Raw genomic sequence first — 14,968 nt, forward strand, 5'->3', positions numbered from 1 at the left:
CCTCACCACTCCAGTGCGTCGGCAGTGACGGCGCGGGCCCGCAAGGACACTTCCAGTCCGAGCACCGCCCACACCTTCATCAGCCTTTCGAACGTGGCGGTCTCCGGACGGAGTTCGAGTGCGGTGACGGCTTGGCGGGTAATGCCCAACCGGCGGGCAAGCTCGGCCTGCGTCAGCCCGCGCTGTTTGCGCATCGCGCGCAGCAGTGGGGCCAACTGCTGTGGCGTCTGGATCGTGTAGGCGTTGGTGTCCATCAAAGCCTCCAGGCGCGTCGACAGACTGGCAACTTATCCCTTGCCTAATGCAAAAGCAATCTTTAAGTTTCCTTTCGCAAAGGCAATCGATACATTGCATTCACGCCTGCGCATATCGCTCACTTGATCTCGAACTGGATCACCATCGGATAGCCCGTCTTGCCCTCGACCTTCGGCGGTGGCGGCAGCTTGAACAGGGCGCCGCCCTGCCTGGCGATGCAACTCGTCCAGGCATTCACCGGCCGCACCGCCACGTTGGCCGCGCGCCCGTCGGCTTGCACGTCCATGACCAAGGTGAATTTCAGCGGGATCCCCGGCTTCTGCGCGGGCTGGCAGGCGGTCAGCGCGCCGTTCATGAAGCGCGGGGCCTTGGTCTTGAGTTGTTCGAAGTAACCCCGGCCCGCGGCGGTGCGCTCCTGCGCCTTGGCGCGCAGGACCCGCGCGGTGAACAGGTCCGCGGGCGATGCCGTGCCCTTGCGCGCGGCCAGCATCGTGCGCACGGCCTCGGCGTTCTTGGCGTGGTTGCTCCAGCGCTTGGGGTCGTGCAGCGCGACGAAGCGCTCCATCGCCTGCAGCGAGCCGGGCGCGTCGAACCCGATCACCAGCAGCCGCTGCCGCCAGCCTTCCGGGTTTTCGGGATACGCCTTCAGCAATTCATCGACGCAGGTGCCCGCCTCCTCGGTGCGTTTGGCGTCGATCAGGCTGCCGCAGAGTTCGTTGTAGGCGTCCTCGCGCGTCCTGCTGTCGGCGAGCGCGCGCCGGAAGTGCGGGACTGCGGCGTCGGGCCCGTCCACTTCGCGCACGATCCTGCCGAGCAAATGAAGGGCAAGCCCGTTCGCCGGATCAAGCTTCGCCGCGCGCTCGGCATCCGCGCGCGCCCATTTCGATTCGCCCAGGCGCCGCAGCACGAGTGCGCGGAAGCGCGACTCCTGCGCGTAGTCCGGCATGAACCGCAGCGCCTGCGACAGGTAGGCCAGTGCCTTCCAGTCCTCGTCCTTGCGCAGGTAGGCGCCACCCACTTCGCGCAGGTAGGCCGCATTGGGCACCTGCAGCGCAGCGGGTCCCAGAACGGCGATCGCTTGCCCATCGCCGGCGTCGCCGAGGCGCTCGATTTCGTAGAACTCGGCATGCGAGGCGAACACCGCCAGCACCGGATTGATCGCCGATTTCTCCTGCGCGTAGACGGCGACGCGCTTCATGTCATCCTCGGAGCCGCCCCAGCGCGGCTCGGCGGCGTCCATCAGTTCCTCGACCACGTAGTAGGAGCTGGGGTCGATGTACAGGCAGCGCTCGGTCGCATACGTCTGCAGGTCGTCCGAGCTCTGCCGGCCGATCGCCATCAGCCCTTCGCAGGCCGGCAGCAGCCGGCTCTTGCCCTCCAGCGCGGCCTTGTATTCCTTCGCCGCCTCGACGAAGAAGCCGCTCATGGTCTTCAGGTTCTCGGCGGGCGTCTTGGCGACGTAGTCGGTGCCGCGCGCATCCCAGCCGCGCCGCGACAGCACGTGCCCCAGCGCCACCCGCGCGAACGCGCTGTCCGGCGCCGCCGCGCGCCACGCCCGCGCGATCCGCTCCGCCTTGTGGCGGTCGCGGTCCAGGAACACCCGCAGCGCCACGCTGACCTGCTCGCGCTGCGCCGGTTCGGTGAAATGCGCGTCGAGGAGCGCGGCGAAGCTCGCCTCCAGTTCCGCCGCGCCGCCGGCCTTCTTCAACGTGGCGTCGATGGCGTCCAGCGAATAGCGCGGCGGCGTCAGGAACATCGTGCAGCGCGCCTTCGCCACGCCCGCAGGCCAGGTGTTGCCGGGCAGGTCCGGATACGCCAGGCAACGCTGCAGCGGATCGCCGATCGCATCGGCCTTGCGCATCGCCGCCACGTAATCAGCGTACTCGGCCGGCGGTTTTTTGGCGGCGGCATGCGTGCCGGCAGGAACGAACAAGGCCAGGGACAAGGCCAGCAACAGGACACGGTTCAAACGCAGGCTCCTTCGCCGCGCAGGCGGTGCGCGCGCCGCCACGATAGCAATCGCGCCCAGTCACAGAAAGCCGCGCGGGCGTGTGAACTATTGCCACTGCACGCCGCCGCGATTCCGGCAGAATCCGGCGAGGGATCGGGAGTGGGGACGCCATGAAATTCACCAGCTTCATCGCCCTGGTCGCCATCGGCGCGATCGGCCTGGTCGGCGTCGATCGCTACCAGGCGCATGCGCGTGCGCAGGCGGACGCAGTGCCCGTGGTGGCGCCGAAGTCGCGCATCGTCGAAGACGCACAGGTGGCCGCGCCGGTGGAGGATCGATCGTGGATCAAGCCGCGGGACAACGCACCGGCGATTGCCAGTGCCGCGCCTGCGTCATCGGCATCCCGCTGCGACGGAAGAACGCATTGCTCGCAGATGCGCTCCTGCGAGGAAGCGACGTACTTCCTCCAGCACTGCCCGAATACGCAGATGGATGGGGATCGCGATGGGGTGGCTTGTGAGAGGCAGTGGTGTTAGGGGTTAGACGATCAGTGTCGCTAAAGGCAGTCTCTGCCACATGCGTTCATCCGAATTTTGGTTTACGGCAATGGTTGATCTCGCGGCAGGTGACCGCAAGAATGTATAGGTCGCCAAGAGGCCCCATATGAGTATCAAGCCAGAAGCAGAAGCCCCCCCAGAAGAATTGGTGGGCAGTGTTGTTGATGCTGCTAGTGAGATTAGAGGGCTCGCCACAGAAGGGTGGCCTACTGGCTATGTGTATGGAGCCACTCGGTATGCCGACGTGATTCTTCGGCACGCCTTTGCCGCGCGTTCCGACGACCTGATCGCCGCGCTTGATCGGTTTCGCCCTACGTTGAACGAACTTCGCACCGGCGGAGGCGGAAGAACGGTTTTTGTAAAACGCTTCGATGACTCGCTAGCAGAAATGCTAGATGCGAGCGAGATTGTGTGGGGGAAGCAAAATATATCTATCTCCAAAGAACTTTCGCTGGATGGAACTTCCTTGAAGAAAGCGCGAACGCGCGGTCACGAGATTGATATGTTCGGCAAGGGATCGAAGAACAATCCTTTGCCGGGTATCGCTGTTGAGATGGAATGGAACAATAAAGATCCATTTTTTGATCGCGACCTATTGAGCTTCCAAGCCTTGCATCGAGAGGGAGCAATCGCGGTAGGCGTCATCATCACGCGCGGTCCCAAGCTCCAAGCTTTGATCAGCAGCACGATCCAAAGCAGCGAAGGCGGCTGGAAATATGGGCAGTCGTCGACTCATTGGGAGAAGCTTCTGCCTCGAGTCAACTTTGGGGGCGGCGGCGAGTGTCCGCTTCTCCTTGTAGGGATAGAACCGGAACGAATAGATGGAGTTGAGTTAGCGCAACAGGTTCAGCAAAGCTTGCTTCAAGCCGAAGAGCTTAGAAAAAACTGGCGAGAGATGAGGCCAGGAAAGAAATGGAGAGATGTCCAGCCAGAACATCAAAGACTGAAGGGAGACGCGCTTGCCTTAATGCCTCCACTCAAAGATGTGGAGGCGTGATTTACCTTCCCACAGAGTCTCAGCTCAGTGACTTGGCAGAATTCTCACGGATCGACCTCTCGGTCGCATCTTAGTATTCGCCGATTCCAATAAGGTTCTGACGCGCTGGATCGAATATCCAGATTCTTCGGCTAGATCACGTACGCTCCGGCCATGCTGATAGAGCTTTTTAAGCTCGCTACCAAGTGCCTTGGCGCGATTATGGTCAATTTGTTCGTTTGGGAAGAGAGACGGAAGAATAGGGCCTCCTTCGTAGCCCTTGTGGGCTGTTCCCCGAGGCACGATGTCTTCGGCCGCCTCGTTTCCCCAAACGGTCCAGCCTTCATGTGGGTGTCGCGCAAACATCTCCAAGTAAGGGCCCGGTGAGCATGACTCGATGAGCTTGTATTGCTCGTCAGGCTTGCGGGAATGTTCCCGCTTTCGCGTTTCGATCATATTTACTTGCGAGCGCCCAGGAGGCAGCGTCCTCATGGAGCCACGCACCCCGAACAAAAGCAGTTCCGTGACGTTTCGGAAGTAGAACCCGACCCCGCGACCGTCCGGTCCGCCATCGCGGCGGCGCTTTGCCCAGACGATATTGCTTACGTAACGGAACCCCCAAGCTGACATCACGTCCATACCTTCCGGTAAGAGTGCGTTTGGCACCCATAGATAGAGATGGGCATTGGGAGCAGCCGAATCACGAACTGGAAGCGCCTTGATGGCATCGAGAGGCATCGTTGAGTAACGATCTAGGCGTCGATGTTCGGGCGCGACTTTGCCGGTCCGGTTTGCGAAGCGCCAAGGCGGATCCGCAAGTACTGTCGAAAAGCCACCAACGAGACGTGGCAACGGGGCGGGTTCTTCTTCCGGACGTAAGGGGGTGGTCTTCATCGCGCTCTCGCTGGCAGAAGATCTTTTAATAGATCTTTACCTCGCAGTCAAGGATTGTGTCGTTCCCTCGACTCATAACCTGAGATTTAAGCCATGCCGTCCAAAACGGAAAAAAGCGCAGAAAGGTGTCAGGGACAATTTCCCGAGAACGCGGGCCAGCGTAGCCCGGGTAAGCGAACCGCACCCGGGGCCCTGAGCGCTCAGCATCGACGAGATATTTCCCGGGTGTAAGAAAAGGCGTCAGGGAAAATTTGAAGTCCATCGCACGCAATCAGGAACCTTCGCGCAGTGCGATCAAGGCGAAACAACCTTCTAGCCGACCTAGCCAAAGCCCCATGGCCCGTCGGCATCGTCATCGGCGTGATGCTGTTCCTGCTGATCAAGTACGGCATTCCCGCATGGATGGCGAGCCGCGGCGGGCCCTTGGCACAGGCCTTCGCGCGCGGCACGAATCCATTCGGCATGCTGGGCTGGTTCGTTCTGGCGCTGTGCTGGTTCGCTGCGCTGATGTCATTCTTCGACACACGCCGCAAGCGCCGCTTGCTGGAGACACGCACGAATCTGGACAGTCTTGCCGCCACCGGTTGGCGCGACTTCGAGAGGCTGGTGGGTGAAGCGTTCCGCCGACAGGGATACGCAGTCGAAGAGACCGGCTTGGGCGGCGCCGACGGCGGCATCGACCTGATCCTGTGTCGCGATGGTCGCCGCACGCTGGTCCAGTGCAAGCAATGGCGGCGCGAGCGCGTGCCGGTGAACGTGGTGCGCGAAATGTATGGACTGCTGGCGCATCACAACGCCGACAAGGTCATCATCGCCGCGTGCGGCGGCTTCACCTCTGACGCAGCCCGCTTTGCGAGTGGCAAGCCAATCGAACTGATCGACGGCGCAGCCTTGCTCGCGATGATTCGCACCGTGCGGGGACCCGCGAATACTGCGAACTGCGACCCATCGCCGTTGCCAACGCCTGCCGCGGAGGTGCCGAGTTGTCCGAAGTGCGGCACGGGCATGGTGCGACGAAACAATCGTCGCGATGGCACGCAGTTCTGGGGTTGCGCGCAGTTTCCGGCTTGTCGCGGAACCCGCTGATCGAAGCGGCATCCCCACAAGCCCGCGTAGCCCGGGTAAGCGAAGCGCACCCGGGGCCTGAAGCACCCGCGAATGCTTCCCGGGTGCGGCCGTTGGCCTTACCCGGGCTACGAAGAAGGTCGCAGAACAATAAGTGGACGGAGGGAATACAGACCTCTTCAATAAGGGGACGGAGGGAATTAAGACTTCTTAATTTCCTCCGTCCCGCCCCCTTATTGCTGACCTCTTAATTTCCTCCGTCCCCCTATCGCTGCTTGAGGCCCGGGTTCTTCAGTACTTCGGCGGTGCCCCCACCATCGGCGCGGTCTTCCCCGAACTCTTCAGATCGTTGCTGCCGTCGCGCACGCCCTCCGCCTTGGCCCAGATCTGCAGGCTGGTGAGTTGGGTGGTGGGCTGCTTGGGATTGTGTTGCGGGGTGACGCCGATCATCTTGCCGGCGTCGTAGATCGCGCTCATCGCCAGCATCTGCCATGCCGGATATTTTCCCGAGCCCACCCACGCGCGGGCCACGAAGTAGTGCTCCACCGCGGCCACCATCGTGGGGTCCGGGTCGAGCAGGTGCGGCGGCCAGGAAGACAGCGGTGGATTGCTGCCCCAGCCCGGATTGCGGACCTGCTTCAGGTCTTTGCGGATCTGGTCGTACCGCGCCGGCTCCGGCAGGCTGGCGCGATACAGCGTCCAGTGCCGGACCAGTTCGCGGAAACGTGCGACTTCGCTTGCCGTGGCCATGGGATTCCTCATCCAGGAGGGAACACATGGCAGTGATGCGCGATGCGGTCTGAGAACCGGACATGCCGGTGCATCACGCGGGAAAACGTCATTTGGGCGATGATGGCGCCGTCTGTCGCCGGGCCTGTACGTGACCGAGGAAACGATGCGCGCGCGTGCCGCGGGTTGGCCACGCTGGAGCAAGGGACTGGCCCTGGCCATCGCCTGGGTGGGCCTGTGGGGGCTCGGCCATCTCGGTGAGTTCGCCACCCATGCCAGCCTCTGGTATCCGCCTGCCGCGCTGACCTTCGCCAGCCTCGCGGTGCTTGGCCCGCGCGTGATTCCCTACCTGGCGCGACCGTGGGCGGTATCGAAGCGACCTCGCTGCGACTGCTCGGCAAGCTCGACCAGCTGATGCCCATGCGCCTGCGTCGCAAGGCGACTGCGCTGCATGCAGTCACGTTGTCGTTGCGCGGCAACATGCCGCCGCTGGTGGATGCCGGCCTGCTCAGCGAGATCGCCACCGCCTGTCGCGACGCGCGCGTGTTGCGCTTCGGTTATCGCAGCCATGCCGGCGATGCCAGCCAGCGTCACGTGCAGCCGCTGCGCCTGGCGAACTACGGCCGTCGCTGGTACCTGATCGCGTGGGACACCGATCGCAGCGACTGGCGCAGCTTCCGCGTGGATCGCATCGACCGGGCGCGCACCACCGGCGAGTCCTTCGTACCGCGGCCAGTCCCTGCGGATGTCGCCACGCGGCTGGAACGCGGCATCGCCTACGAACCGTTCGCCTGCCGCATCACCCTGCGCCTGCAGGGCAGCGTCGACGAACTGCAGGCGGTGTTGCCGGTCTGGTGCGGCGTGCTGGAGCCGGAGACCGCCACCCACAGCCTGTTGCGCGTCGGTGCCGATTCGCCCGAAAGCCTGCTGGCGCAGGTGTTGATGATCGGCCGCGACGTGGAGCTGGTGGAAGGCGAGGCAATGGCGCCGGCGCTGCAGCAGGTGTTGTCGCGGATGGGCGCGCTGTTGGGAGCCGCGCCGGCCGCGGCCGGCTAGCGCCCTGCGCGTTTCGGCCGGCGCGGCACACCTGCTACGTTGGTCGAGGCAATCATCGGGGAATCATCCATGCCATCCATCCTGCGCGTCAGCCTGTCGCTCGTCCTGCTGCTTTCCGCCGCGCCCGCATTCGCGGCGGACGCACCCATCGATCCCGCGCTGGAAGCGCGCATCGTCGCGATGGGCAAGGTGCACAGCGCCAGCGCGGCGCAGTACTCGCCGGATGGCAAGCAGATCGCCTACATCAGCACCCTCAGCGGTTCGCCGCAGGCGTGGATCCTGCCGACGCAGGGCGGTGAGCCGCGGCAGCTGACCACCGGCAGCGATCCGGTCTCCGGCCTGCGCTGGTCGCCGGACGGCAAGCTGGCGTATGCGGTGTCGCCGGGCGGCGGCTACAACGCGCAGCTGTTCATCGGCACGCCCGATGGCGCGCCGGCGACGCGTATTAACGAGGGCGAGGCCAATACCTTCCCCGGCGATTTCGCCCCGGATGGCCGCTACTACTTCCGCAGCAATGCGCGCAGCGCCAACAGCACCGACACCTGGCTGTACGACCCGGCGACCGGCAAGGCGAAACTCGCCGTCGAGATGGAAACCGTCGGCGAGATCGACGACATGCAGGGCCATCTCGCAGTGGTGAACCGGCTGGTCACGCGCGGCAACAACAACCTGTGGCTGGAAGACCTGCGCACCCATCGCAGCATGCTGCTCACCCCGCACCAGGGCACCGCGCAGAGTTTCGGCCTGTTCGGCAAGGACACCAACACCGTCTACATCGCCCACAACATCGGCCGCGATCGCATGGGGCTGGGTCGCGTCGACATCGCCGCCGATGGCAGGACCTTCAAGCGCACCGAACTGGCCGAACGCGACGATGCCGAGCTCGACGATTTCATCCTCGACGATGCCAAGCGCCAGGCCTTGCTCAAATGGAACGTGGCCGGCCGCAACGAATTGGAACTGATCGACCTCACCGGCAATACGCGGCGTCGCCTGCCCGCAGCACCCAACGACCTGGTAGGCAGCATCGACTTCGCGCCCGACGGATCGCGCGTGGTGCTGGCGCTGAGCGGCGCGACCGCGACGTCCGACCTGTGGCAACTGGACCTGGCCAGCGGCACCTACACCCGCCTCACCGTCAGCCCCACCGAGGGCGTGGACCTGGCGCAACTGGTGAAACCCGAATTGCGCACCTTCAAGGCCCACGACGGGCTGGAACTGTCGGGCTGGCTGTACCTGCCGAAGGACTTCAAGGCGCCGGGCCCGGTGGTGCTGAGTTTCCACGGCGGCCCGGAAGGCCAGGAGCGTCCCGCGTTCCGCGCCGACTACCAGGCGCTGCTGGCCAGCGGCATCGCGGTATTCGCACCGAACATCCGCGGCTCGTCCGGCTTCGGGAAAAAATTCATGTCGATGGACAACCATGCCGGCCGCTTCGACGCCAACCGGGACATCAAGGCCGCCGCCGATTTCCTGATCGCCGAACGCATCGGTGCGAAGGGCCGGCTGGGCATCGTCGGCGGCAGCTATGGCGGCTACGTGGTGATGGTCGCGGTGACCGATTACCCCGACACCTTCGCCGCCGGCGCCAACCTGTTCGGCATGGTCAACTTCGAGACCTTCTTCGCCCAGAGCACGCCGTGGATGGGCGCGATCAGCACCGGCGAATACGGCGACCCGAAGACCCAGCTGCAACTGCTGCGCGACCTCTCGCCGATCCACAAGCTCGACCGCGTCAAGACCCCGTTGCTGGTGATGCACGGCGCCAACGACACCAACGTGCCGGTGGTCGAAGCCGAGCAGGTTGTCGCCGCGTTGAAGAAGCGCGGTGTGCCGGTCGAGTACGTCCTGTTCCCCGACGAAGGCCACGGCTGGCGCAAGCAGGCCAATCGGGTGCGTTCGACGGTGGAGATGACGGCGTTCTTCGCGAAGCACCTCAACTGACGCGCTTGCGGGCCGGAGTCGCGACCCGCGCGATGCCGCCGTTATACTCGCCGCCGGTCCCGGCGAGGTCGCGGCGGCGGCAACACGAATGAGTGCATACGACCACGCCAGCGAACCCGGCTACGCGTTCCCGCGCGAACCATTGCTGCGCCTGTCCCTGCGTTTCCTGCGCTTCGGTGCGCTGGCCTGGGGTGGGCCGGTGGCGCAGATCGGCATGCTGCGGCAGGAGCTGGTGGAGCAGGAGCGCTGGCTGTCGCCGCAGGCGTTCAATCGAGTGCTGGCGGTCTACCAGGTGTTGCCCGGCCCGGAGGCGCACGAGCTGTGCGTGTACATGGGCTACCGCGCGCGCGGGCGCATCGGCGGGTTGCTGGCGGGCTTGGGCTTCATGGCCCCGGGCTTCGTGCTGATGTTCGTGGTGGCATGGGTCTACGTGACCCACGGCGTGCAACTGCAGGCGCTGGCGCCGGCGTTCGCCGCGGTGCAGGCCGTCGTTGCGGCGCTGGTGGTGCGTGCGGTGATCCGCATCGGCGGGCACGTGGCCACCAATGCCTGGTTGTGGACGATCGCCGCGCTGGCGATGGCCGCGCAGCTGGCTGGCGTGCATTTCGGCATCGTGCTGGCCGGTGCGGGCGCGATGTACCTGCTTGCCGTTCCCGGTCGCGCGCCGGTCGCGTGGAGCATCGCCGTGCTGGCGGTCTTCGGCATCGCCGGGACCATCGTCTCCAATGGAGGATTGGCGGGACTCGCGGCGTTGACGCCGATCCTCGTGGATGCCGTTCCCGCTCAATTGCAGGCGGTGTCGCCGCTGGCGCTGTTGTGGTCGGGCCTGAAGGCCGGCTTGCTCACCTTCGGCGGTGCCTACACGGTGATCCCGTTCCTGCAGCGCGACGCCGTGGTCGACGGTGGCTGGATGAGCAACGGCCAGTTCCTGGATGGAGTCGCCCTGACCGGGTTGCTGCCCGCGCCGCTGGTGATCCTGGCCACTTTCGTCGGCTACCTCGGTGGCGGTCCCTGGGGCGCGGTGGCGATGACCGCGGGCGTGTTCCTGCCCGCCTTCGCCTTCACCCTGCTCGGCCACGACGCGCTGGAACGGCTGCTGCATCGTCCGGGCGTGCATCGACTGCTGGAAGGCGTGAGTGCGGGCGTGGTGGGCCTGATCGCGGGTACCGCGGTTGCGTTGTTCAAGGCCAGTGTGGGCAACCTGGAAGCGCTGCTGTTGTTCGCGCTGGCATTGGCGGCGCTGTTCGCGTGGAAGGGCCGCATGGCGATTCCGGCGCTGATCCTCGCAGCTGCGCTCTGGGGCTGGTTGTGATCGAAACATGCGACGAAGGCCGTGTCCGCGCGCCTGCGTGGACGAGGTACACGCATGCGATGGCGGGGGTTTCGACCTAAGCTTGGCCACTTTCGTGCCGGAGACACGCCATGCGCCATTCCCTGCTCGCCGCCGCCCTGCTGACCGCGCTCGTCGCCGGGTGCAAGGCGGAAGCACGGACCGCACCCGCTGCATCGCCGGACACCGCGACGACTGCGGCCTCGCAGGCGGATGCGCAGTTCGCCGAGTTGTCGAAGCGCTGGCTGGAAGGCTGGCTGCCATTGAATCCGGTGGCCGCGACGCAGATCGGCGACCACCGCTTCGATGCCGAGCTGGACGATGTCAGTGCGGCCGGTCGCCAGCGCGCGCTGGATTTCAGCAAGACGCTGCTGGCCGAACTCGACGCGATCGACGCGAAGACGCTCTCGCGCGAGAACCAGGTCGATGCCCTGATCTTGCGCAACCAGCTGCGCGGCGACATCTGGTCGATCGAAACCCTGCAGGCCTGGGCCTGGGATCCGCAGGGCTACAGCGGCCTGGCCGGCAGCGCGATCTACAACCTGATGGCGCGCGAATTCGCGCCGCTGCCGGAGCGCCTGAAGTCGGCGACCGCGCGCATGGAAAAACTGCCGGCGATGTTCGCGCAGATGCGTGCCGAGATCGTCCCCGCGCGGGTGCCGAAACTGCATGCGGAAACGGTGGCCAAGCAGCATGCCGGGCTGCTCAGCCTGATCGACACCTTCATCACCCCGAACGCCGACAAGCTGCAGGGCGAAGACCGTACGCGGCTCGATGCCGCGGTGGCCGGCCTGCGCAAGGCCGTCGCAGAGCACCAGGAATGGCTCGACAAGACCCTGGTGCCGAATGCGAAGGGCGATGTCCGCATCGGACAGAAGCTGTACGACGAGAAGCTGCAGTTCTCGCTGAATTCCGAGTTGACGCGGCCGGAGATCCGCAAGCGCGCGGAGGCCGAGATCGCGCGCGTGCGCGACGAGATGTATGTGGTCGCGCGTGGTGTGCTGAAGGACAAGCCGGATGCACCCGAGCTGCCGGATGCGCCGAGCGAAGCACAAAAGCAGAAGGCGATCGAGGCCGCGCTGGAGCTGGCCTACGCGGAACGGCCGGCGCGCGACAAGGTCGTCGAGTACGCCACCCAGACCACCAAGGACGCGACCGCGTTCGTCCGCGCCAAGGACCTGGTCACGGTGCCGGACGACCCGGTCAAGATCATCCTGATGCCGGAGTTCCAGCGCGGCGTGGCAGTGGCGTACTGCGATTCGCCGGGTCCGCTCGACAAGGGCCTGGACACCTACTACGCGATCTCGCCGATCCCGGACGACTGGAGCAGCGAGCAGGTCGATTCGTTCCTGCGCGAATACAACAATCGCATGCTGCACCTGCTGTCGATCCACGAAGCGATGCCGGGGCATTACCTGGAAGGCGTGCACTCGGCCAAGCATCCCTCGACCCTGCGCGCGGTGTTGCGCTCGGGCCCGTTCGCGGAAGGCTGGGCGGTGTACACCGAGGACATGCTGGCCGATGCCGGCTACCTCGACAACGATCCGCTGTTCCGCCTGGTGCAGCTCAAGTTCTACCTGCGCGCGGTGGCCAACTCGATCCTCGACCAGGGCGTCCACGTGGACGACTGGAGCAAGGAACAGGCGATGGACCTGATGGTCAACAAGACCTTCCAGCAGGAGCGCGAGGCCGACGGCAAGTGGAAGCGCGCGCAGCTCACCTCCGCGCAGCTGGCCACCTACTTCGTCGGCGCGCAGGAACACGTCGACATGCGCAAGGCGGTGGAAGCGAAGCAGGGCACGGGCTTCAGCGCCAAGCAGTACCACGACAAGGTGCTGTCCTACGGCGCGCCGCCGGTGCGCTTCGTGCGCCAGCTGATGCTGGACGAGCCGATCAAGTAAGCAGTTCACGGATGCGACGGCGGTCCTCAGGGCAACCTGGCGACCGCCGTTTTCGTTGGTGCGATGGATGCGGCCACGAACCCGCCACGCCGCTTCGCCACGCGCAGCAACCAAATGGTCGCCGCCGTCGTCGTCAGGATCACCAGCCATGAGCTTTCCGGGCCGAACATCCCGCCGGTCAGCCAGTCCGGGCCGACCATGCGGCTTTGCAGCGGCGCCAGCGCGCGCCAGTCCTCGATGCCGGACAGCGGCAGGCCGCTGAGCAGGATGGTGAAGTTCCAGGCGGCGTGGTGCGCGGCCACTACCCACAGGTTGCGGGTCAGCACGAACAGGCCGGCCCACAACACGCCCAGCAGGCTGACCGACACCAGCAGGCGGACGATGTCGCCGGCGGTGGCATGGGTCAGGTTGTCCAGGTGCATCACCGCGAACACCAGCGCCTGCACCACCAATGCGATGCCGGTGCCGATGGTGCGCTCCAGCACGCGGAACAGCAGGCCGCGATACACCAGCTCCTCCAGCGTCGCGGCGATCACGATCAACGCCGCCACGCCCCACAACGCCGACGATGCGCCGCGCACCAGCAACGGCTCGTAGGCATTGATCGCGAACAGCAGGGCCATCGGCAGGCCGATCATCAACGCACCACCGGCTGCGCCGAGGGGCAGGCCCAGCAATGGCGGCTTCAGTTCGGTCGGATGGCGTCGTTCGTGCAAGCGCACATACGCCCAATACCCCGTCACCGCGGCCAGCAGGATGCCGATGCGGCGGATCGCGCTGAGCGTGCCGGCATCGGGCTGCAGCCACGCGTCGATCAGCGGCAACGCGCCCTGGCGGAAAACGAAGATCGCGCCCAGCACCGCGGTGCCACCGAACAGCAATGCGAGCAGCATGCGTCCGGCTAGCCGCAAGTGCGGCCAACCGATGCGGGGGCGCGTGGTGACATCCGGATCGAGGGTATCGGGCGGCATGGTCGCTTGATCGTGCTGCACAGCGCAGGAGTGCGACAGTACGACGCACGCACGCGCCATCGACCTGGCCTGCGACGGAGCCGTCGATGCGCGGGATGAACGCCCGCGAATGCGGACCAAGCCCTGACGCTGCCGCCGGATGCCGGCGCGGCGATGACGATGCCGCGTTGACATCCCGTATCCGACACTCCGGCATCGCACCATCACCGGAGCCGCGCATGGACACCACCGAAAGCAGCATGACCAACCTGTTCCTGCAGCTGGGCCTGCCGGCGGAGAAGCACGAGATCGCCGACTTCATCCGCATGCATCAGTTGCCGGAGGACGTGCGCGTGTCCGAAGCGGCGTTCTGGAACGAGGGCCAGCGCCAGTTCCTGCGCGAGGAGTGGGTGGAGGACGCCGACTGGGCGATCGTCGTGGATGAATTCAACGAGGCACTGCACGCGGATGCGGTGGCCGCGCGGCTGGCGAACGAAATGGGGTCAGAGTGAATATCGCGCCAGCCAAACCTGGCCCGTGCAGAAGCCTTCGTCGCGAAACTTCACTCTGACCCCGTTGCAGGGTCGATGCCCTTGCCGGTCGCGGCCCACCAGATGCCGCCGTACAGGTGGTCGAGGTAAAGCCGATCGTCGTAGACCGCAGGCGGATGGCCCAGCGCGGTGACGAAGACGCGGCCGCCGTCGTAGGCGTGGTACCAGGCCACAGGATGCTCCGCGCCCATGCCGCGCGCGACCTGGCCGGGCCAGATGCGCGTGGGGTCATACGTCGATTCGTCGACCGACAGCACCGTGCGCAGGCCGGGCAGCAACGGTTCGCCGAATTCGTACCACTCGTCGCTCCAGATCCAGCGCGACGGCAGCCCGAACGTGGCGGGGAACGCGGGATCGCGCACGCGCACGGTCGCGGTCTGCACCATCGGATGGATGCGGAAGCTGCGACCGATCAGCGTCTCGAACCACGGCCAGTCGCCGGGCGGATTGAAGATCAGCGCGCGATGCACGGCGACGATGCCGCCACCACCGCGCACATAGGCTTCCAGCTTGCCGCGCTGCGGCTTCTGCAGGGCATCGCCCGGCGTGTTGAGCAGGACGATGGCGGCGTAGCGCGACAAGTCGCCATCGAACGCGCTGTTGTTCCAGGCCCAGTCCAGGTCGACGCCATGCTGCTTCGACATCCGCTCGAACTGCGGTTTCGCGACCACCGTGTAGTCGTGGTGGTACTGGTTGGGGATGGCGACCACCAGCAGCTTGAACTGGCCCTGCGCGAACGCGGGCAGGCAGGCGACGAGCAGCAGAAACAGGCAGGGCAGCAGGCGTTTCATGGCTCGATGCTAGGACGAAAA

At 65.4% G+C, this 14,968-nt stretch carries 15 protein-coding genes; 9 read left to right on the forward strand and 6 right to left on the reverse strand.

What is annotated here, in order from left to right; translation table 11 throughout:
• Positions 1-2: 2 nt before the first annotated feature.
• Complete coding sequence (locus tag ACE3T8_RS00185) at positions 3-254, reverse strand: helix-turn-helix domain-containing protein (RefSeq protein WP_374605818.1); 252 nt, start codon at positions 252-254, stop codon at positions 3-5.
• Positions 255-373: 119 nt separating this feature from the next.
• Positions 374-2,224: a tetratricopeptide repeat protein gene (locus ACE3T8_RS00190; protein ID WP_374605820.1), complete on the reverse strand. Its 1,851-nt coding sequence runs from the start codon at positions 2,222-2,224 to the stop codon at positions 374-376.
• A gap of 152 nt (positions 2,225-2,376) precedes the next feature.
• Between ACE3T8_RS00190 and ACE3T8_RS00195 the strand changes: the two genes are divergently transcribed.
• Positions 2,377-2,742, forward strand: a complete 366-nt coding sequence (locus tag ACE3T8_RS00195) for an excalibur calcium-binding domain-containing protein (RefSeq protein WP_374605822.1) — start codon at positions 2,377-2,379, stop codon at positions 2,740-2,742.
• 127 nt (positions 2,743-2,869) lie between these two features.
• The gene (locus ACE3T8_RS00200) at positions 2,870-3,760 is read left to right on the forward strand and encodes a BglII/BstYI family type II restriction endonuclease (RefSeq protein WP_374605824.1); all 891 of its coding nucleotides are present in this window, start codon (positions 2,870-2,872) and stop codon (positions 3,758-3,760) included.
• A gap of 24 nt (positions 3,761-3,784) precedes the next feature.
• Here ACE3T8_RS00200 and ACE3T8_RS00205 read toward each other — a convergent pair whose 3' ends face one another.
• Positions 3,785-4,633: an MT-A70 family methyltransferase gene (locus ACE3T8_RS00205; RefSeq protein WP_374605826.1), complete on the reverse strand. Its 849-nt coding sequence runs from the start codon at positions 4,631-4,633 to the stop codon at positions 3,785-3,787.
• 378 nt (positions 4,634-5,011) lie between these two features.
• On the opposite strand from ACE3T8_RS00205, the gene ACE3T8_RS00210 reads away from it, so the two are divergent.
• Positions 5,012-5,719 carry a restriction endonuclease gene (locus ACE3T8_RS00210; RefSeq protein WP_374606118.1) on the forward strand — a complete coding sequence of 236 codons (708 nt, stop codon included), beginning with the start codon at positions 5,012-5,014 and terminating at the stop codon, positions 5,717-5,719.
• 270 nt (positions 5,720-5,989) lie between these two features.
• On the opposite strand, the gene ACE3T8_RS00215 is transcribed toward ACE3T8_RS00210, so the two are convergent.
• Positions 5,990-6,448 (reverse strand): hypothetical protein, encoded by a 459-nt coding sequence (locus tag ACE3T8_RS00215; RefSeq protein WP_374605828.1) that lies wholly within the window; start codon positions 6,446-6,448, stop codon positions 5,990-5,992.
• Between the two features lie 145 nt (positions 6,449-6,593).
• On the opposite strand from ACE3T8_RS00215, the gene ACE3T8_RS00220 reads away from it, so the two are divergent.
• From ACE3T8_RS00220 to ACE3T8_RS00240, 5 genes are all read left to right on the forward strand, one after another.
• Positions 6,594-6,842: a hypothetical protein gene (locus ACE3T8_RS00220; protein ID WP_374605830.1), complete on the forward strand. Its 249-nt coding sequence runs from the start codon at positions 6,594-6,596 to the stop codon at positions 6,840-6,842.
• Positions 6,788-7,483, forward strand: a complete 696-nt coding sequence (locus ACE3T8_RS00225) for a helix-turn-helix transcriptional regulator (RefSeq protein WP_374605832.1) — start codon at positions 6,788-6,790, stop codon at positions 7,481-7,483. The genes ACE3T8_RS00220 and ACE3T8_RS00225 overlap by 55 nt, the downstream gene beginning before the upstream one ends.
• 69 nt (positions 7,484-7,552) lie before the next feature.
• Positions 7,553-9,424, forward strand: coding sequence for an alpha/beta fold hydrolase (locus tag ACE3T8_RS00230; protein WP_374605833.1), 1,872 nt, complete (start codon positions 7,553-7,555; stop codon positions 9,422-9,424).
• A gap of 88 nt (positions 9,425-9,512) precedes the next feature.
• Complete coding sequence (gene chrA / locus ACE3T8_RS00235) at positions 9,513-10,736, forward strand: chromate efflux transporter (protein WP_374605834.1); 1,224 nt, start codon at positions 9,513-9,515, stop codon at positions 10,734-10,736.
• Positions 10,737-10,846: 110 nt separating this feature from the next.
• A complete protein-coding gene (locus tag ACE3T8_RS00240) occupies positions 10,847-12,655 on the forward strand; it encodes a DUF885 domain-containing protein (RefSeq protein ID WP_374605836.1) in 1,809 nt (602 codons plus the stop codon).
• 26 nt (positions 12,656-12,681) lie between these two features.
• Here the strand turns inward: ACE3T8_RS00240 and ACE3T8_RS00245 are convergent, their stop codons facing one another.
• Complete coding sequence (locus tag ACE3T8_RS00245; protein WP_374605838.1) at positions 12,682-13,626, reverse strand: lysostaphin resistance A-like protein; 945 nt, start codon at positions 13,624-13,626, stop codon at positions 12,682-12,684.
• A 218-nt stretch (positions 13,627-13,844) separates the two neighbouring features.
• On the opposite strand from ACE3T8_RS00245, the gene ACE3T8_RS00250 reads away from it, so the two are divergent.
• Complete coding sequence (locus ACE3T8_RS00250; protein ID WP_374605840.1) at positions 13,845-14,117, forward strand: DUF2789 domain-containing protein; 273 nt, start codon at positions 13,845-13,847, stop codon at positions 14,115-14,117.
• Between the two features lie 50 nt (positions 14,118-14,167).
• Here the strand turns inward: ACE3T8_RS00250 and ACE3T8_RS00255 are convergent, their stop codons facing one another.
• On the reverse strand, positions 14,168-14,947 hold the full coding sequence (locus ACE3T8_RS00255; protein WP_374605842.1) for a ThuA domain-containing protein: 780 nt from the start codon (positions 14,945-14,947) through the stop codon (positions 14,168-14,170).
• Between the last annotated feature and the right edge of the window lie 21 nt (positions 14,948-14,968).

Origin of the sequence: Thermomonas sp. (genome assembly GCF_041919455.1) — a bacterium.
Taxonomy (GTDB): domain Bacteria; phylum Pseudomonadota; class Gammaproteobacteria; order Xanthomonadales; family Xanthomonadaceae; genus Thermomonas.